The sequence below is a fragment of the Streptomyces sp. NPDC056883 genome, assembly GCF_042788835.1.
GTDB classification, from domain to species: Bacteria; Actinomycetota; Actinomycetes; order Streptomycetales; family Streptomycetaceae; genus Streptomyces; species Streptomyces stoeckheimensis.
Genome location: NZ_JBHUBS010000003.1, coordinates 1 through 18005 on the forward strand (window position 1 = coordinate 1; position 18005 = coordinate 18005).

Here is an 18005-nt window from a genome sequence, read left to right on the forward strand (position 1 = left end):
GTTTACCCGTAATCGGGTGCACACGCACTTAGAGCGGGACAGTCATGTCGGAATAAGACCGACCGTCCACTGCGTCCTCGCTGTGTAATTGCCTGCAAGCGAAGCAGCCGAAGCTGCGACCTCACAGGTCTTTTTTCAAAGGAACCTCATCCACCGAGGTGGACGGGGTATCAACTTTTTGGCGTTGATTTTTGGCACGCTGTTGAGTTCTCAAGGAACGGACGCTTCCTTTGTACTCACCCTCAGTAACAATTACTGGGGCTTTCCTCCGGGCTTTCGTTCTGTTCTGTTCTTGCGTTTCAGACTCTATCAGAGTCTGTCTCGCTTGTTTTCCGCCTTCCAGGTCATCCGCTTTCGCGGCTTCCCTTTCCGGCGAGTCCGACTCTATCAGTCCTTTTCCTTCTCCCTGACCACTCTCCGTTTTGCCGAATAGGCATGCGGAAAGAACGCAGAGATCAAGATCGGAAACTAGAGAGAGGGGGAGTCCCGTCCATCTGCCGTTCGCGAAATGTTCACGCGGGGCTTCCTGGCGGGAGTCACGACAGTACAGGTCGGGCAGGGCCCAAGCAAATCGATTCAGGCGTATGGTCTAGTCCACCGGTCTAGTCCACTAGTCTCCGTGCCGAAGGACCAGTCCAGTTCGGGACCAACATCGGGCGAACCCGAACATCTTGTGACTTATCCTTCTGGAGAGTACGCCGTTCGCGACAGGTAGTGACGGCGACACGACGAAGCCCCACCCCTGGGAGGCCCCCATGACCAGCGTGACGTCCCCACTTGCCGGGACCGCGATCGGACTCGCGGCAGTGCCCGATCCGGTGTTCTCCGGCGCGATGGTGGGACCGGGTACCGCCATTGATCCCGTGCGCGAGCCTTCGGCGGCTGTGTCCCCCGTGGACGGTGTAGTGGTCTCCCTGCACCCGCACGCGTACGTGGTCGTCGACAGTGAAGGCCACGGTGTGCTCACGCACCTGGGCATCGACACCGTTCAGCTCAACGGCGAGGGCTTCGAGCTGCTCGTCAACAAGGGCGACACCGTGACCCGCGGCCAGGAGGTCATTCGCTGGGACCCCGCGGCCGTCGAGGCTGCCGGCAAGTCCCCCATCTGCCCCGTCGTGGCGCTGGAAGCGACTGCCGACTCCCTCACTGACGTCGTCGAGGCCGGAGACATGAAGGCCGGAGACGTTCTCTTCGGCTGGCAGTGACGTATCCGCCTGCTCAGGCGAACTGGACATCCAACGCGGCGGGTGGACCCGCCGCTCAATCGGAGACGGGTGAAATGGAGACAACGCTGCGAGGCGTCGGCGTGAGCCACGGTGTGGCGATCGGCGAGGTTCGGCACATGGGCACGGCGGTTCTCGAACCGCCGGCGAAGCAGATCACCGCGGACGAGGCGGAGCGCGAGCAGGGGCGCGCCCGTCAGGCCGTGGAAGCCGTATCGGCCGACCTGATCGCCCGGGGCCAGCTGGCCGGTGGCGAGGCCCAGCACGTGCTCGAGGCCCAGGCGATGATCGCCACGGACCCCGAGCTCATGGCGGACGTCGACCGGCGCATCGCCGTCGGCAGCACCGCCGAGCGCGGTGTGTACGACGCGTTCGCCGCCTACCGTGACCTGCTCGCCGGTGCGGGTGAGTACATGGCGGGCCGCGTGGCCGACCTGGACGACGTGCGCAACCGCATCGTCGCGCGCCTGCTCGGCGTGCCGATGCCGGGTGTGCCCGACAGCGACGAGCCGTACGTGCTGATCGCTCGGGACCTGGCTCCCGCCGACACCGCTCTGCTCGACCCGGCGCTGGTCCTCGGTTTCGTGACCGAGGAAGGCGGCCCGACCAGCCACAGCGCGATCCTCGCGCGGGCGCTGGGCGTGCCGGCCATCGTGGCGCTGCCGGGTGCCGGTGAGATCGCCGAAGGTACGGTCATCGCCGTCGACGGCAGCACCGGCGACCTGTTCGTGGAGCCGAGCGCGGCGAAGCGGGCCGAGCTGGAGGCGGCGGCCGCCGAGCGCAAGGCGGCTCTCTCCGCTTCTTCCGGTCCGGGCGCCACGTCCGACGGTCACAAGGTTCCGCTGCTCGCCAACATCGGCGGTCCCGCGGACGTGCCGGCGGCCGTCGATGCCGGGGCCGAGGGTGTGGGCCTGTTCCGCACCGAGTTCCTCTTCCTGGACGACAGCAAGCACGCGCCGACCGAGCAGAAGCAGGTCGAGTCGTACCGCAAGGTCCTCGAAGCCTTCCCCGAGGGTCGTGTCGTCGTACGCGTTCTGGATGCCGGCGCCGACAAGCCGCTGGACTTCCTGACCCCGGCCGACGAGCCGAACCCGGCTCTGGGTGTCCGTGGCCTGCGTTCGCTGCTCGACCACCCGGACGTGCTGCGTACGCAGCTCACCGCGCTGGCCAAGGCCGCCGAGGGGCTGCCCGTCTACCTCGAGGTCATGGCCCCGATGGTGGCCGACCGCATCGACGCCAAGGCGTTCGCGGACGCCTGCCGCGAGGCCGGTCTGAAGGCGAAGTTCGGTGCGATGGTGGAGATCCCCTCCGCCGCGCTGCGGGCGCGCTCGATCCTCCAGGAGGTCGAGTTCCTCTCGCTGGGCACCAACGACCTGGCCCAGTACGCCTTCGCCGCCGACCGTCAGGTCGGTGCCGTATCGCGGCTGCAGGACCCGTGGCAGCCCGCGCTGCTCGACCTGATCGCCATGTCGGCCGAGGCCGCCAAGGCCGAGGGCAAGAGCTGCGGCGTCTGTGGCGAGGCCGCCTCCGACCCGCTGCTGGCCTGTGTGCTGACGGGTCTGGGTGTCACCTCTCTCTCGATGGGTGCCGCTTCGATTCCCTACGTGCGGGCGACGCTGGCCAAGTACACCCTCGCTCAGTGCGAGCGTGCGGCTGCCGCCGCGCGTGCCTCGGACACCGCCGAGGAGGCCCGGGTGGCCGCCCAGGCAGTGCTGTCCGGGGAGTAGGAAGAGGAAGCACCGCGCCGGTTGGTGTGGAGTGACGTTCGAGGGGCCTTCGCCGGTGGCGGGGGCCCCTCGGCCGTTGCCTGCGGGTGGGGTGCGCCCGGCTCAGTGGTGCGGGCCCGGCTCGTCCACCTCGTAGCCGGGGCAGTATTCGACGCCGGGCTCGGGGCCCACGGGCTCTCCGGTGTCGGCGTCGGTGCAGTAGGCGTTGAAGACTGCGGCTGCCGAGAGGGGTACCAGGCGGCCGCGGTCCAGGCGCCAGCCGTGGACGCGGTCCCGGTCTCCCTCGGTGGTGGTGCGCAGGACCAGTCCCCCGGGTCCGCCGAGGGCCAGGCCCGCGGCGAGTACGGTCACGAAGTCGAGGCCGTCGCGGCCGTCGACCCGGGGCCGGCCGCCGGGGCCGGTGTCGGCGTGCAGGACCGCCACGAGCTGTTCCTCCGGGGCCGGGACGCTGCACACCAGGTGGTGGTGGCCCGGACCGGCCCGGTCCACGAGGCGCCGGAGCGCCTCGGCGGCACGCTCGAAGGAGGCGGTCCCGATGTCCTCCCCGCAGTCGGCGCAGCGGCCCACTTCGGCCAGCAGCGAGCTCGCGTACTCCCAGGTGGCCTGCCGGACGGCCGAGTCCACGAGGAGCGGGACCAGTTCGTCGATGGGCTGGCCGGCATAGGGGAGGCCGCCGGTGGCGCCGCCCAGTTCGGCGGTGAAGCGGGTGCGGGCTCCTGGGGTGTCCGGGTCCAGTCCGCGGTCCGCGCAGAAGTCGGCGTACTCCACCGGGTCGAAGAGGGCGACGGTGATGTGGATGCCCCGGGCCGCGAGGGAGCGGAGCAGCCGGTCCACGTGGTCCAGGTAGTCGCGGTGGTCGTCGAAGGTGAAGCTGCGGTACCCGCGCATGGCCGCGAAGTCCCCGGCGTCGGCCAGGAGGCCGACGGTGCTGGGGACTTCGCGGCGCAGGGTGCGGCGCCTGCCGGTGCGGGCGGGACGGCCCGTGGTGGTGGCGGTCCCGGTGTCGTTCGAGCGTGGCATGGTTCCCCCTGAGTGAAGCGATCGCTTGCTCACTCAGAGTAATCATGGCCACTGACAGTGGCCGCTCGCGTCAGCCGCGGGTGCGGGCGAGCTCCTCGTAGAAGCGCAGGAGGTCGAGGTTGTCCACCGAGCCGGGGTTGACCGCCTTGGCCATCGGGGCGCCCTGGAGGAGGCGCTTGACCGGGACCTCGATGCGCTTGCCGGTGAGGGTGTGGGGGATCCCGGGGACCTCGATGATCTCGTCGGGGACGTGGCGGGGGGAGAGCTCCTCGCGGATCGTGGCCTTGATCCGGGAGCGGAGGGCGTCGTCGAGGACGGCGCCGGGCACGAGGTGGACGAAGAGCGGCATCCAGTACCCGCCGTTCGGCTCCTCCAGACCGATGACCAGCGATTCCTTGATTTCGGGCAGTCGCTCTACGGCCTCGTAGATATCGGCGGAGCCCATCCGGACGCCCTGCCGGTTCAGGGTGGAGTCGGAGCGGCCGTGGATGACGACGGAGCCGTGGTCGGTGATCGTGATCCAGTCACCGTGGCGCCAGGTGCCCGGGAACATCTCGAAGTAGCTGTCGCGGTAGCGGCTGCCGTCCGGGTCGTTCCAGAAGCGGATCGGCATGGACGGCATGGGGTTGGTGACGACGAGCTCGCCGACCTCGCCGATGACGGGCTTGCCGGAGGGGTCCCAGGCCTGGAGGTCCGTGCCCAGGCAGGCGGCCTGGAGCTCGCCGATGTGGACGGGGAGGGTGGGGACGGCGCCGGCGAAGCAGCTGCAGACGTCGGTGCCGCCGCTGACGGAGGCGATCCAGAGGTCCTCGGCCACCTCGTCGTGGAGCCAGCGGAAGCCGTCGGGCGGCAGCGGGGATCCGGTGGTGGCCACGCACTTCACCGCGGAGAGGTCGAAGTCGCGGGAGGGGTGGACCTCGGCCTTGCGGCAGGCCATCACGTAGGCGGCGGAGGTCCCGTAGAGCGTGGCCCCGGTCCGCTCCGCGATGCGCCATTGGGCACCGGTGTCGGGGAAGCCCGGGCTGCCGTCGTAGAGCACGACGGTCGTTCCGGTGAGCAGGCCGGAGACGAGGAAGTTCCACATCATCCAGCCGGTGGAGGTGTACCAGAAGAAGCGGTCCTCGGGGCCCAGGTCGCAGTGCAGGCCGAGCTGCTTGAGGTGTTCGAGGAGGATGCCGCCCTGGGACTGGACGATGGCCTTGGGCAGGCCGGTGGTGCCGGAGGAGTAGAGGACCCAGAGCGGGTGGTCGAAGGGGACCGGTTCGAAGACCGGCTCGGTCTCGGCCGCGGTGAGGGCCGACCATTCGAGGGCGCCCGCGGGGGCCGGCGTACCGAGGAGCGGAATGTGGACGACGGCGCGCAGCGAGGGGAGCTCGGCGCGCAGTTCGGCGACGGTGTCGCGGCGGTCGTGTTCCTTGCCGCCGTAGCGGTAGCCGTCGACGGTGAAGAGGACCACCGGCTCCACCTGCTGGAAGCGGTCCAGAACGCTGCGCGCGCCGAAATCGGGGGCGCAGGAGGTCCAGACGGCGCCGACGGCTGCGGTGGCGAGGAGGGCGGTGACGGCCTCGGGGATGTTGGGGAGGTAGCCGCTGACCCGGTCGCCGGGGCGCACGCCGAGGGCGCGCAGTTCGGCGGCGAGCGAGCCGACCTGGCGGCGGAGCTCGGCCCAGGTGACGGGGGTGGGCTCGTGGGTCTCGTCCACGTGGAGCAGCGCCGCGTCGGCGGCGCGGGCCGGGTCCTCGGCGGCGCGCAGGGCGTGCTCGGCGTAGTTGAGGGTGGCGCCCTTGAACCAGACGGCCCCCGGCATGGAGCGGTCCGCGAGGACGGACTCGTAGGGGGTGGTGAACCGTACGTCGAACCACTCGGCGACGGCCTGCCAGAAGGTGTCCAGCGCGTCGACGGACCAGCTGTGCAGGGCCGGGTAGCCGCCGTCCGCGGGGGCGCCGTGGTGTTCGGCGGCCCAGGACTGGAAGGCGGTGATCCGGGCCGCGGCGATCCGGTCGGGGCCCGGGGACCAGAGGGGCTCGGAGGAGGTGGCTGCTGCGGTCATGCGTCGGCTCCCGGTCACGTCTGCGGTTCGCGCTTCGTGGGCGTGTCGTGGTCTGGCGTGTGGTGTGACATGTGGTGTTCGTACGGTGCCATCGCGCGCGGGGTGTGCGCACGGGGGCTCACAGGGACGATGCCATGTGATCGACATCCGCACCAGAGCCGTCATCGGCGGTCGGCCGTGATCCTTTTGCGGGTGAACGGCAGTTGAACGGCGCCTTCTGGGCCAGGTGGCGGTGGCAGGGTGGGCGCCATGGATGGTCGTGGGCTGGTGCGTGCGGTGAAGGACCTGGGCGGCGAGCGGGGACGGCGCGCCTGGCGCTCGGCCTGGCGCAACCGGCGCGTGGACGCGGCGGGGCTCGCGCCCCGGGGTGCGGAGCGGGCGCGGGTGCCGGGCCTGCTGACCGGTACCGAGGCCCGGCCGGGCGGCGGGGTGCTCCGGTTCACCCGTTCGGAGCTGCTGATCCGGGTCACCGTGGGCGGGGCGGTGTTCTGGGGCTGGGACGGTGCCGCGCCGACGCCCTCGTACGCGGTGGTGGGCAGCGGCCCGGAGCCGGATCCGCGCGCCGAGCTGGAGCCGGACACCGACGGCGGGTGGCGGGTGGTGTCCGAGCGCGTGACGGTGGCGGTCTCCCGGCACGGGGCGGTGGAGGTGCGCACCCCCGGCGGGACGGTGCTGCGGCGGGATCTGCCGCCGCGGTGGTGGGACCCGGTACCGGGGGGCTCCGCCGGGTCCGGGAGCGGTGCGGCGGGCGGCTCCGCCGGCGGTGGCGGGGCGGGCGGAGCCGGGGGGACGGGCGGCGGCGACGGTGCGAGCGGGCGGGGCCGTGGCGCGCGGTGGCTGTTGCGGAGCGAGGTGGCGGCGGACGCGCGGGTGTTCGGGCTGGGCGGGCGGGCGGTGGGGCCGCGGTTGCGGGACGGGAGCTACCGGCTGTGGAACACCGATCCCGAGGGCGGGTTCGGGTCCGGGCCCGGCGAGGACCCCCTGTACATCACGATGCCGGTACAGCTGGTGGTCGCGGACGCGGGTACGCACCTGGTGTTCCACGACAACTCCTGGGACGGGCGGGTGGTGTTGCGGGAGGGCGAGGAGGGCGCCGGCTCGGGGGCGGACCGGCCCGGCTCCTGTGAACTGCGCATGGAGGGCGGCCCCTTGCGGTGCTGGGTGCTGGTGGGGCCGCCCGGGCGCGTGCTGCAGGGCTGGTCCGGACTGACGGGTGGGGCCGCCGTGCCTCCGGACTGGGCGCTCGGGTACCAGCACGCCCGCTGGGGGTTCGGCAGCGCGGCGGAGGTGCGCCGGATCGTGGCGGGGTACGCGGAGCACGGGCTGCCGCTGTCGGCCGTACATCTGGACATCGACCACTACGACGGCCACCGGGTCTTCACCGTGGACCGCGGGCGCTTCCCCGATCTGCCGGGGCTGGCACGGGAGTTGGCGGATGGCGGCGTCCGGCTGGTCTCCATCGTCGACCCGGCGGTGAAGGCCGGGGATCCGGTGCACACCGCGGGGCTCGCGGTCGGCGCGCACGGAGCCTTCGTACGGGACCGGGCGGGCCGGGAGGTCCGCGGCGAGGTGTGGCCGGGCGAGTGCGCGTACCCGGACTTCACGGATCCGGCGGTGCGGCGGTGGTGGGGCGGGCTGTACGAGGAGCGGCTCGCGCAGGGCTTCGCCGGGGTCTGGCACGACATGAACGAGCCGGTCTCCTTCGCCCCGTTCGGGGAGCGGACGCTCCCCCGTTCGGCGCGGCACGCACTGGAGGGGGCCGGCGGGGACCACCGCGAGGCGCACAACGTGTACGCCCTCGCGATGGCGCGCGCCGGCTGGGAGGGGCTCGTACGGCTGCGGCCGGCCGAGCGGCCGTTCCTCTTCTCCCGGTCGGGGTGGGCGGGGATGCAGCGGTACGGGGGCACGTGGTCGGGTGACGTGGCGAGCAGCTGGGACGGGCTGCGGGCCTCGCTGGCCCTGGTGCTGGGCCTCGGGCTGTGCGGGGTGCCGTACTCGGGGCCGGACGTCGGGGGCTTCTGGGGTTCGCCCTCGCCGGAGTTGTACCTGCGGTGGCTGCAACTGGGGGCGTACCTGCCGCTGTTCCGCACCCACTCGGCGATCTTCGCCGGCCGTCGGGAGCCGTGGGAGTTCGGGGAGGAGACCACCCGGGCCGCGCGGGCCGTCCTGGCGGAACGGGAGCGGCTGCGCCCGTACTTCGTGACGCTGGCCCATCTGGCGCGGCGGACCGGGGCGCCGTACGTGCGGCCGTTGTGGTGGGGGGCTCCGGAGGACCGGGCGCTACGGGACTGCGAGGACGCGTTCCTGCTCGGTGACGCCCTGCTGGTGGCTCCGGTGCTGGAGTGCGGGTCGGACCGGCGGGCGGTGCGGTTGCCGCGCGGGCGCTGGTACGACACGGCGACGGGCCGGGCGTACGAGGGACCCGGCCAGATCCTGCTGGACGCCCCGGCCGACCGGATCCCGGTGCTGGCACGGGCGGGCGCGCTGCTGCCGGTGCGGGCGGCCGACGGGTCGGTGGCCCTGGAGGTGTGGGCTCCGGCGCGGGGCCGCACGGGCGGCGGGGTGGTGATCCGGGACCCGGGGCCGGGCTTCGAGCCGGGGGAGGTGGAACGGTACGTGGTGCGGTGGTCCGGGGACGCGGTGGTGGTGGAGGACGAGGCCGGGGAGCGGGTGGACGGGGTGGTGCTGCGGGGGCTCTGAGCGGCCGGGGGCAGCGGCTGGGGCCCGGCCGGCCCGGCCCGGCCCCCTAGGGCGTACGCGTGTACCGGCCCTCGAACCAGGCTCCGGCGGCCTGCGTGTGGAGCGGGAACGCCAGCTGCTCCGGGCCTCGCAGGATGTGCCAGCCGGTGGTTTCATCCGTCGGGGCCGACGCCGGGAGGGAGGCGGCGGGGCGGACGGGCAGGAGGCCGAAGACGAGCAGGTGGCCGGCCGGGGAGCTGAGGGTGTCGGCGAGGGCGACCTCGGAGGCCGGGGCGTGGATGCCGGTCTCCTCGCGGAGTTCGCGGACGACCGACTCGCGCCAGTCCTCGCCGAAGTCCATGAACCCGCCGGGCAGGGCGATGCCGCCGAGGGCGGGCTCGATGGTGCGGGTGATGACCACCAGGCCGGTGCCGAGCTCGTCCTCGACGGGGAGCAGGGCGACGGCGACCGGGAGGGGATTGCGGTAGGCGACGGCGCCGCACGAGGGGCAGGTACGGGGCCAGTCGGCCGAATCGAACAGGGCTCCACAGGCGGAGCAGTGCGAGTCCTTCAGGTGCGCCGGCATGCGGTGATGGTATGCCAAGGGGCATGCGGATGGCTGTCGTTGCGGGATGGGTGGGCGCACTGGGACTGCTGGCGGCGGCGGTCACGCCGGGCGCGGCGGCTGCGCCAGGGGTAGCGGCAGCGCCAGAGGCGGTGATCCCGTCTGGAGCGCACGCGCCGGGAACCGGGACCGGGCCCCGAACAGCAGGGGCGCCCGGGGCGGTGACTGCGCCGGGCACGGTGGGCACTGTGACTGCGCCAGGCGCGGTGAGCGAGGTGGCTGCGCCGGACGCGATGGCTGCGGCGGAGGCGGTGAGGGCGGCGGGCGCGGTGAGGGCGGCGGGAGTAGTGGCCCCGGGCGGTGTCGTTGGGGTGAGGTCGGGCGGGGTCGGGGGCCGGGGGTTCGCCGTGGTTGCCGAGGTGGATGCGACTATCGGGCAGGACATGCGGTACGCCACGGCGCGGAACTTCACCGGGGCGGTCGTGGACGGATACGAGGAGCCCGTCTGCCTGCTCGCCCGGCCCGCCGCCGAGGCGTTGCGGCGGGCGCAGCGGGAGGTGCTGCGGCGGGGGTACTCGCTGCTGGTGTACGACTGCTACCGGCCGCAGCGGGCCGTCGACCGGTTCGTGCGCTGGGCCGGGGACGTGGCGGATCAGCGGACCAAGGCGGAGTTCTATCCGGAGGTGGCCAAGGACCGGCTGATCCCGGAGGGGTACATCGCCGAGAAGTCCGGGCACAGCCGTGGCAGCACCGTCGACGTGACCTTGACCCGGCTCGGGCGGGGGCCGCTCGACATGGGGACTCCGTTCGACTTCTTCGATCCGCTCGCGCACACCGACAGCCCGCGGGTGACGGGTCCGGCCCGTGAGAACCGGGACCTCCTCAGGCGGGTGCTCGGCCGGCAGGGGTTCGTGAACCTGCCCCAGGAGTGGTGGCATTTCACCTACCGGCCGGAGGCGTTCCCGGACGCGTACTTCGATTTCCCCGTCTCTGTCGCCTCCGTGCACCGCTGAGTACCGTGCCCGCATGACATTCAGTTCGTACGAGGAGTTCTGGCCCTACTACGTCGCCATGCACTCCCGCGCCGCCACCCGCTGGATCCACCTGACCGGCACCCTCTCCGGCCTCGTCCTCACCGTCTACGGGCTGGCCCGCGGCCGGAAGCGGTACCTCGCCGCGCTCCCGCTGATCGGGTACGGGACGGCGTGGCCGGCGCACTTCCTGATCGAGCGGAACAACCCGGCCACCTTCGGCAACCCGGGGTGGTCGCTGCGCGGGGACGCGCAGATGATCCGGATGATGCTGGCCGGGCGGGACGCGGAGCTCGGCGAGATCGCGCGGAAGTGGCTCGCCGAGAACCCGCGTGAGAAGGCGTAGGAGGACCGCGTTCCCGGGGGTGCGCTCCCGCTCGTTCCCTGACAGACTTCTGACGCTTCGTCAGATGTCGGTTTCGGGAGGGGTCTTGGAACGCACACGCACACCCGTGGTCAGCGGGTGGTTCACCGGGGATGCCGCGGACGGCGCGGACGGCGGGTTCCGGCTGCTCGGCACCCGGTGCTCCGCCTGCGCCGCCGTGTTCTTCCCGCGCGAGGACGCGTACTGCCGCAATCCGGGCTGCCCGGGCGGCGGTGAGCTCGCCGAGACCCCGCTGTCCCCGCGCGGCCGGGTCTGGTCCTACACGGACGGGCGGTACCGGCCGCCCGCGCCGTACGTGTCCGACCCGGACGCGCCCTGGACCCCGTACACCCTGGTCGCCGTGGAGCTGGAGGCCGAGGGGATGGTCGTGCTCGGGCAGGCCGCGCCCGGGGTGGGCGTCGGTGACCTGGCGGTCGGGATGGAGGTCGAGGTGGTCGGCGGCGTGCTGAACGAGGATGCCGACGGCACCGCCTGGACCACCTGGAACTTCCGCCCCGTGGGGGTGGAGCAGTGAGCGCCGACATCGCCGTCCTCGGGGCCGGCATGCACCCGTGGGGCAAGTGGGGCCGCAGCTTCGTCGAGTACGGGCGGGCCGCCGCGCGGGCCGCGCTCGCCGACGCCGGGCTGGACTGGACCGACGTGCAGTCCATCGTGGGGGCCGACACCGTGCGCTCGGGCTACCCCGGCTACGTGGCCGGAGCCACCTTCGCGCAGGCACTCGGCTGGCAGGGCGCACGCGTGACCAGCGTGTACGCGGCCTGCGCGTCCGGCGCCCAGGCCATCGGCGCGGCCCGGGCGCAGATCCTGGCCGGGCTCGCCGACGTGGTGCTGGTGGTCGGGGCGGACGCCGCCCCGAAGGGGTTCTTCGCGCCCGCGGGCGGGGACCGCCCCGACGACCCCGACTGGTTGCGCTTCCGGGTCCTGGGGGCCACGAACCCGGCGTACTTCGCGCTGTACGCCCGGCGCCGGATGGCCCTGTACGGGGACACCGGTGAGGACTTCGCGCAGGTCAAGGTGAAGAACGCGGCGGCGGGGCTGCTGAACCCGAACGCCCGCTACCGCAAGGCCGTGACCGCAGAGGAGGTGGCCGCCTCGGCGATCGTCGCCGATCCGCTGCGGCTGCTCGACATCTGCGCCACCTCCGACGGGGGCGCGGCGCTGGTGCTGAGCAGCATGGACTTCGCACGCTCGCGCGGGGTCGCGGACCCGGTGCGGATCCGGGCCGTGTCCACGGTGACGCCCACCTATCCCCGTACCGTCCTGGACCTGCCGGACATCGCCACCGACTCGGTGACGGCCGGGGTGGCGGGGTCCGGCTCCTTCCGCGCCTCGATCGCACGGGCCGCGTACGAGGAGGCGGGGCTCGGGCCGGACGACCTCTCGCTCGCCGAGGTCTACGACCTGTCCACCGCACTGGAGTTGGAGTGGTACGAGGACATCGGCCTGTGCGGCGAGGGCGAAGGGGCCAAGCTCGTGCGTGAGGGCGCGACCGCGCTGGGCGGGCGGATCCCGGTCAACACCAGTGGTGGACTGGCCTCGTTCGGGGAGGCCGTGCCGGCGCAGGCCATCGCCCAGGTGTGCGAGCTGACCTGGCAGCTCCGGGGCACGGCCGGGGAGCGGCAGGTGGCGGGGGCGCGGGCCGGAATCACCGCGAACCAGGGCCTGTTCGGGCACGGATCGGCGGTCGTCGCCGTGCGTTGAGCGGCGGTCCATGCCGGTGGGGCCGCTGAACTGCGGCTGCTGTCCGAACGCTTGACGGCCCCCGGTGGCGGGTTCACACTCTCTCCACGGTCCCGCGACGCGACCGGGATCCCCTGATCCCCCCATGAGAGCTGCGGCCCGTACCCCAGTCGGCGGGGGTACGGGCCGCCTCCATGTCGCGGCCCGGTCCGAGGGAGGCGCCGGGAGGCGCCGGGAGACGGCCTAGGGCGTCGTCAGGCTCTGGCGGCGGGCCCTGGCCAGGGTCATCGCGTGTTCCACGACCCCCACCAGGACGTCCTTCACCGACTCCCGGTCCCGTGCGTCGCACAGCAGCACCGGTACCTCGGGAACGAGGTCCAGGGCTTCCCGCACGGTCACCACGGGGTACTGCTCCGCTCCGTCGAAGCAGTTCACGGCGACCACGAAGGGGATCTCGCGGCGCTCGAAGTAGTCGATGGCGGCGAAGCAGTCGGAGAGCCGCCGGGTGTCCGCGAGGACGACGGCGCCGAGCGAGCCCTGGGCCAGCTCGTCCCACAGGAACCAGAAGCGGTCCTGTCCGGGGGTGCCGAACAGGTACAGCACCAGGTCCTCGCGCAGGGTGATGCGCCCGAAGTCCATGGCCACCGTGGTGGTGCTCTTGCCCTCCACTCCCCCGGTGTCGTCGATGGTGCGGCCCGGCTCGGAGAGGCGTTCCTCCGTCCGGAGCGGTCTGATCTCGCTCACCGCACTGACCAGGGTGGTCTTGCCCACCCCGAAACCGCCCGCGACCAGGATCTTCAGGGTCAGCGGCTCGACCGGCGTCACGGCATGCATGGCGCCGGTGCGGCTAGAGCGCCCGAAGGCCATCGATCACCTCACGCAGAATGGATTCGTCGGGCAGTTCGGCCGGGGGGACCGGCCGGGTCACGTGCACCAGTTCGTCATCGACGAGATCGCCGATCAGCACGCGTACGACCCCGACCGCGAGGTCGAGTTCGGCCGCGAGTTCCGCGACGGACTGCGGGCGGAGCAGGCAGAGCCCGAGGATGTCGGCGTGTTCCGGGGACAGCGTCGTGTCCCAGACCGGGTCGTCGGCCGCGGACTCGGCGACCACCAGTGCGATCAGGTCGAGGCGGTGCTGCCCGGCGTGGCTGGTCCGGCCGCGGGTCATCGCGTACGGACGCACCACCGGACCCGCGTCGTCGTCGAACCACTGCTCGGCGGCGGCGTCGGAAGCCGCGTCGGCGGCGGTGCCGGGCGGGTGGGCGGGGTGGTCCTGGCCAGGATCGCTCATGCCGTCCGACTCACCCTCCGGCTGGCAGCCCGGTGCGCGGGGCGGTCGCCAGGTGGTCACCGACCCGCTTGACCATGAGGGTCATCTCGTACGCGACCTGGCCGACGTCGGAGTCGGAGTCCGCGAGCACGGCCAGGCAGCTTCCGTCGCCGGCCGCCATGACGAACAGGAACGCCTCGTCCAGCTCGACCACGGTCTGGCGGACCCGACCGGAGTCGAAGTGGCGGCCGACGCCCTTGGCCAGGCTGTGGAAACCGGAGGCCACGGCGGCCAGGTGCTCGCTGTCCTCCCGGGTGAGGTCCTTGGAGCTGCCGGTGGGCAGGCCGTCGCCCGAGAGGACCACTGCCTTGCGGATGCTGGCGACCCGGTCGACGAGCTCGTCGAGGAGCCAGTTGAGGGGGCCGGAGCCACGGCCCCTGGTGTCGTTGCCGGACTGCGGTGCGGTCATCGACCGTCCCCTTCGTTCTCGCTACCGGAACCGGTGGCGGCAGGAGTGCCGGCCTCGGTCACGGACTGGTGTGGTGCGTTCTGCTGCGCTTGGCGTGTCTGTTCGGCCTGCTGAGGGTGCGGGGCCTGCGTGGTCTGCTGCGCCGGTGCGGCCTGTTCCGCCCGTTGCCGCGCGTGGTGGTCGCGGCCCGCGGTCCAGCCGCGCTGGAGCGAGGACATGCGACGGCGTACGTCCTCGGCGTCGCGGTCGGCCACCGGCTCGGCGGCGGCTCCGGCGGGTGCCTTGGCCGGCCCGTCCTTGAGCTGGGGCGCGAGGCTGGCCTGGCGGATCCGCCGGGGCAGGGTCGCCCCGGCGGGCGCCGTCGCGGGGTGGACCGGGCCGTTCGGAACCGGCCCCCCCTGCGCGGGGTCGGGGACCGCCGATACGGGGCGGGGCTCGACGCGGCGGCCGTGCTCGGCCACCAGGGTCGGGGTGGGGCGGCGGCGCGGGAGCGGTACGGCGCCGGGCGAGCGGGCGCCGTCGGGGCGGACGGATTCCGCGCGCGCCGGCTCCAGGCGGACCGGGCCGGTGGGCGGCAGGGGCTCCCGCTCGCGGTCGCGGTGGTCGCGGTCCCGGTGGTCGCGGTCGCGGCGGTCACGGCTGCGGTCGCGGTCGCGGAAGCCCTCGCCGAGCCGGGCGCCGCCCCGCTCGGCGGGAGCTTCGGCGGACCGGTCGCCCTTCCAGAGGCCCGTGCGGTCGCCGGAGCCGTCCGCGGCCCGCTCGCCCTTGCGGGAGCCGCCTCGGTCGGCGTGCCGGTCCGTGTGCGGGCGAGCGCCCGGGCGCAGGCCGAGCAGGGAGTTGCGCGAGATGCCGTTCGGCGGGGTCTCGTCGTCGAGGGTGGCCATGGCGGGCCTGCCGTTGGCTCCGGAGACCCCGGTGAGCCCGATGGTTCCGGCGGAGCCCGCGCGGGCGGTGGCGGTGTCTTCCTGGGCCGGGACGGGCTCGTCCAGCCCCAGCATGCCGATCGGGGCCTCCAGCTCGACGGGGCCGCGCAGTTCGGCGCCGGCCGGGAGCAGGCGGTCGGTGCCGTTGCCCTCGGCGACGGCCTTCGGGCGGGCGGGGCCGACCGCGCCTCCGGACACCCTGCCGCCGGCCAGCCGGATGCCGGTGCCGTTGGTCTCGGGAGCCTCCGTCAGCAGGGTCACCGGGAGGAAGACCACCGCGGTGGTGCCTCCGTAGGGGCTGATCTGGAGCCGGACCTTGACCTCGTGCCGGTGCGCGAGGCGGCTGACGACGAACAGGCCGAGCCGGTCGGTGTCGGAGAGTTCGAAGTCGGAGGTCTCGCTGAGCCGGAGGTTCGCGTCGAAGAGCGCCTCGGGGGTCATGCCGAGGCCGCGGTCGTGGATCTCCAGGGTGAAGCCGTTGGCCACGCGCTCACCGAGCACCTGGACCGCCGTGTGCGGCGGGGAGAAGACGGTGGCGTTCTCCAGGAGTTCGGCGATGAGGTGGGTGACGTCGGCCACGGCCGGACCGGCGATGCCCAGGCGCGGCAGCCGGCGTACCTCGACGCGCTCGTAGTCCTCCACCTCGGCGACGGCGGCCCGTACGACGTCCATCAGCTGGATGGGCTTGCGCCACTGGCGGGAGGGCGCGGCGCCGGAGAGGATCACCAGGCCCTCGGCGTGGCGGCGCATGCGGGTGGTCATGTGGTCGAGGCGGAAGAGGTCGGCGAGCTCCTCGGTGTCCTCGGTGCGCCGCTCCATGGTGTCGAGCAGGGTGAGCTGGCGGTGCAGCAGCACCTGGTTGCGGCGGGCCAGGTTGACGAACACCTCGGACACGCCGCGACGGAGCTCCGCCTGCTTGACGGCGGCCTCGATGGCCGCGCGCTGGAGGGAGTTGAGGGCCTGGCCGACCTGGCCGACCTCGTCCTTCTCGTACTCCAGACGCGGGGCCTCGGTCTCCACGTCCACGTGCTCGCCCGCGGCGAGGCGGCGCATCACGCCGGGGAGGCGGATGCCGGAGACCTCGTGGGCCTCCTTGCGGAGCCGGGACAGGTCGCGGATCAGGTCCCGGCCGACGCGCACGGACAGGACGAGGGAGACGACGAGGGCGATGAACCCGAGCACCCCGGCGAGGGCGGCCTGGATGAGGACGTCCATGGCGACGGGCTCGACGCGCTTCTGGTAGCGGTCGCCCGCGGCGGTGCCCATGACGGCGAGGTCCTGGAGCACCTTGGAGGTTGCCTCGTCCCACTGGGCGGCGGTCACGTTGCGCGGGCTGTGGGTCGCGCCCTGGACGAGGAACCGTTCCTCCGCCTCGCGCAGGGCGCGGCTCTCCGGACTGGTCCAGTACTGCTCGAACTGCTCCCGGTCGGCGGCGGGGAGGATCGCGAGGTTGAACTCGTAGAGCAGCTTGCGGTTGGCCACGAAGTCGGAGACGTGCCGGACGTCCGCCTGGCTGACGTTGCGGGCGGCCAGGGCTCCGGCGACGAGGGCGTCCTGGCGGGAGAGCGTTTCGCGGGCGCGGGTGATGCCGACGAGGGCGCGGCCCTGCTTGTCCATCTCCACGTCCTCGAGCGCGTGGAGGTTCATGAGGAAGTCGTAGCAGGGGTCCACGAGCCGGTTGTAGAGCTCCAGCGCCTGGTTGGTGTCGACGGAGCCCCCGTCCACCGCGCTGCGCAGTGCCCCGATGCTGCGGAAGGCTTCGAGGATGGAGCTCAGGTGCCGGGCGCTGGACGGCTCGAGTTCGTCGACGACCTCGGGGTCCTTGGCGTCGGCGGAGATCCTCTCCACCGCCTCGTCGGTGGCCGCACGGCTCTTGGCCAGCTCGGAGGTGGCGTTGGAGGCGCGCGGGTCGCCGATGACCACGAGGGTCTGGCGGCGTTCCTTCTGGATGACGCGGACGACGTCCTCCACCGGGTAGCCGACCTTGTCGATGACGTAGGCGACACCGAGCAGTTGGACGGCCTGGCGGCCGGTGATCACCGTTGCGAAGCCCCAGAGGGCGGTCAGGGAGACGAGCGGCACAAGGAGCAACGCCACGATCTTCCGGCGGATGGACTTCCCGCGAAAGCGCATGGCCTCCCCAGCCTCCCCCAGCTCAACCCCGTTACCGGGGGTTGGTGTTCCGTCATTTAAACGGCGTGAGCCTACTACTGCCACGGCGAACCTTCGAAGGCCTGTCCGGACGTTTTCGGCCTGACCCCTGGGCGAAGATCACGAGTTGTCCGGAAGATCCGGTGAAGTGCGGCCCGATATGTGGCAGATGACACTTGGTGGGGCCTCGGTCCCCGTCGCAGAATGGATGGCTGGAATTCTTCGTTCCGCGATACTTCGGGGCGTCCCGCGCGTCCGGGATCCGGGAATCTCTCGGCGTCTTCGTGCGTCTACCTGTTCGGGGCGGGCATGAGCGGCCGCGAGGAGGGGAGGGAGCGACCATGGCGAAGAAGTACGAGGACGGCGGCGACGGCGCCAACAGCACGGACGGCACGGGGCCCGGGGGGCAGCGGGGGCGGGTCCTGTGGGTGGACCAGCCGGCGGGACGACGGCGCATGCCGGATCCGGTGCGGACGTCCGCCGTGCGGGCGGTGCTGATCGTCGCCGTGACGCTGACGGACGCGACGATCGCCTTCTTCCTGACGGTCACCGGCTCCTGGCTGGCCCTTCCGCTGTCGCTGTGCGGGATAGCGGGGGTGGTCGTGGCCACCTGGGGCGTGCTCGACGTCATGATCACCCGGCAGGCGTGGAACCAGCGCTACGGAGTGCTCTCGGAGCCCAGCAGCACGGCGCGCGGCCGGCGGCGCGAGCGCCGCAGGGCGCGCCGGGAGGCCCGCTCGGCGCCTCCGCTGCCGCCCCGCGCACCCGGGCGCGGCGAGGCGACCGGCATCTGGCCGCCGCCGACGGGCACCGGGCGGGGCTGAGCCGC

General features: G+C 72.7%; 15 protein-coding genes. 8 read left to right on the forward strand and 7 right to left on the reverse strand.

From position 1 onward, the window contains the following. The first annotated feature begins 755 nt into the window (after nt 1-755). Both ACFRU2_RS09045 and ptsP read left to right on the forward strand, forming a co-directional pair. Nucleotides 756-1205, forward strand: coding sequence for a PTS glucose transporter subunit IIA (locus tag ACFRU2_RS09045; RefSeq protein ID WP_250751358.1), 450 nt, complete (start codon nt 756-758; stop codon nt 1203-1205). Nucleotides 1206-1279: 74 nt separating this feature from the next. Beyond that, nucleotides 1280-2950, forward strand: coding sequence for a phosphoenolpyruvate--protein phosphotransferase (ptsP, locus tag ACFRU2_RS09050; protein WP_274547812.1), 1671 nt, complete (start codon nt 1280-1282; stop codon nt 2948-2950). 102 nt (nt 2951-3052) lie between these two features. Here ptsP and ACFRU2_RS09055 read toward each other — a convergent pair whose 3' ends face one another. After that, complete coding sequence (locus tag ACFRU2_RS09055; protein ID WP_351441105.1) at nt 3053-3970, reverse strand: hypothetical protein; 918 nt, start codon at nt 3968-3970, stop codon at nt 3053-3055. Nucleotides 3971-4040: 70 nt separating this feature from the next. Next, nucleotides 4041-6020 (reverse strand): acetoacetate--CoA ligase, encoded by a 1980-nt coding sequence (locus ACFRU2_RS09060; protein ID WP_382969665.1) that lies wholly within the window; start codon nt 6018-6020, stop codon nt 4041-4043. 249 nt (nt 6021-6269) lie between these two features. On the opposite strand from ACFRU2_RS09060, the gene ACFRU2_RS09065 reads away from it, so the two are divergent. Then, complete coding sequence (locus ACFRU2_RS09065; protein WP_382969668.1) at nt 6270-8720, forward strand: glycoside hydrolase family 31 protein; 2451 nt, start codon at nt 6270-6272, stop codon at nt 8718-8720. Nucleotides 8721-8766: 46 nt separating this feature from the next. Here the strand turns inward: ACFRU2_RS09065 and ACFRU2_RS09070 are convergent, their stop codons facing one another. Beyond that, complete coding sequence (locus ACFRU2_RS09070) at nt 8767-9285, reverse strand: NUDIX domain-containing protein (RefSeq protein ID WP_382969671.1); 519 nt, start codon at nt 9283-9285, stop codon at nt 8767-8769. Nucleotides 9286-9557: 272 nt separating this feature from the next. Between ACFRU2_RS09070 and ACFRU2_RS09075 the strand changes: the two genes are divergently transcribed. The 4 genes from ACFRU2_RS09075 to ACFRU2_RS09090 all read left to right on the forward strand — a co-directional run bounded on the left by ACFRU2_RS09075 (nt 9558) and on the right by ACFRU2_RS09090 (nt 12381). Then, a complete protein-coding gene (locus ACFRU2_RS09075) occupies nt 9558-10277 on the forward strand; it encodes a M15 family metallopeptidase (protein ID WP_382970802.1) in 720 nt (239 codons plus the stop codon). Nucleotides 10278-10290: 13 nt separating this feature from the next. Beyond that, the gene (locus ACFRU2_RS09080; protein WP_382969674.1) at nt 10291-10641 is read left to right on the forward strand and encodes an Mpo1-like protein; all 351 of its coding nucleotides are present in this window, start codon (nt 10291-10293) and stop codon (nt 10639-10641) included. 85 nt (nt 10642-10726) lie between these two features. Next, nucleotides 10727-11194 (forward strand): Zn-ribbon domain-containing OB-fold protein, encoded by a 468-nt coding sequence (locus ACFRU2_RS09085; RefSeq protein WP_382969676.1) that lies wholly within the window; start codon nt 10727-10729, stop codon nt 11192-11194. Next, complete coding sequence (locus tag ACFRU2_RS09090) at nt 11191-12381, forward strand: lipid-transfer protein (protein ID WP_274547821.1); 1191 nt, start codon at nt 11191-11193, stop codon at nt 12379-12381. Before ACFRU2_RS09085 ends, ACFRU2_RS09090 begins: the two co-directional genes overlap by 4 nt. 222 nt (nt 12382-12603) lie before the next feature. Here ACFRU2_RS09090 and ACFRU2_RS09095 read toward each other — a convergent pair whose 3' ends face one another. The 4 genes from ACFRU2_RS09095 to ACFRU2_RS09110 are packed head-to-tail and all read right to left on the reverse strand — an operon-like array spanning nt 12604 to nt 17158. Continuing rightward, the gene (locus tag ACFRU2_RS09095) at nt 12604-13227 is read right to left on the reverse strand and encodes an ATP/GTP-binding protein (RefSeq protein ID WP_382969679.1); all 624 of its coding nucleotides are present in this window, start codon (nt 13225-13227) and stop codon (nt 12604-12606) included. Then, a complete protein-coding gene (locus ACFRU2_RS09100) occupies nt 13208-13654 on the reverse strand; it encodes a DUF742 domain-containing protein (RefSeq protein WP_274547822.1) in 447 nt (148 codons plus the stop codon). Before ACFRU2_RS09100 ends, ACFRU2_RS09095 begins: the two co-directional genes overlap by 20 nt. A 10-nt stretch (nt 13655-13664) precedes the next feature. Beyond that, on the reverse strand, nt 13665-14102 hold the full coding sequence (locus tag ACFRU2_RS09105) for a roadblock/LC7 domain-containing protein (RefSeq protein WP_250751327.1): 438 nt from the start codon (nt 14100-14102) through the stop codon (nt 13665-13667). Then, nucleotides 14099-17158, reverse strand: a complete 3060-nt coding sequence (locus tag ACFRU2_RS09110; protein WP_382969682.1) for a nitrate- and nitrite sensing domain-containing protein — start codon at nt 17156-17158, stop codon at nt 14099-14101. Before ACFRU2_RS09110 ends, ACFRU2_RS09105 begins: the two co-directional genes overlap by 4 nt. Nucleotides 17159-17517: 359 nt before the next feature. Between ACFRU2_RS09110 and ACFRU2_RS09115 the strand changes: the two genes are divergently transcribed. Then, nucleotides 17518-18000, forward strand: a complete 483-nt coding sequence (locus ACFRU2_RS09115; RefSeq protein ID WP_382969685.1) for a hypothetical protein — start codon at nt 17518-17520, stop codon at nt 17998-18000. Nucleotides 18001-18005: the final 5 nt, after the last annotated feature.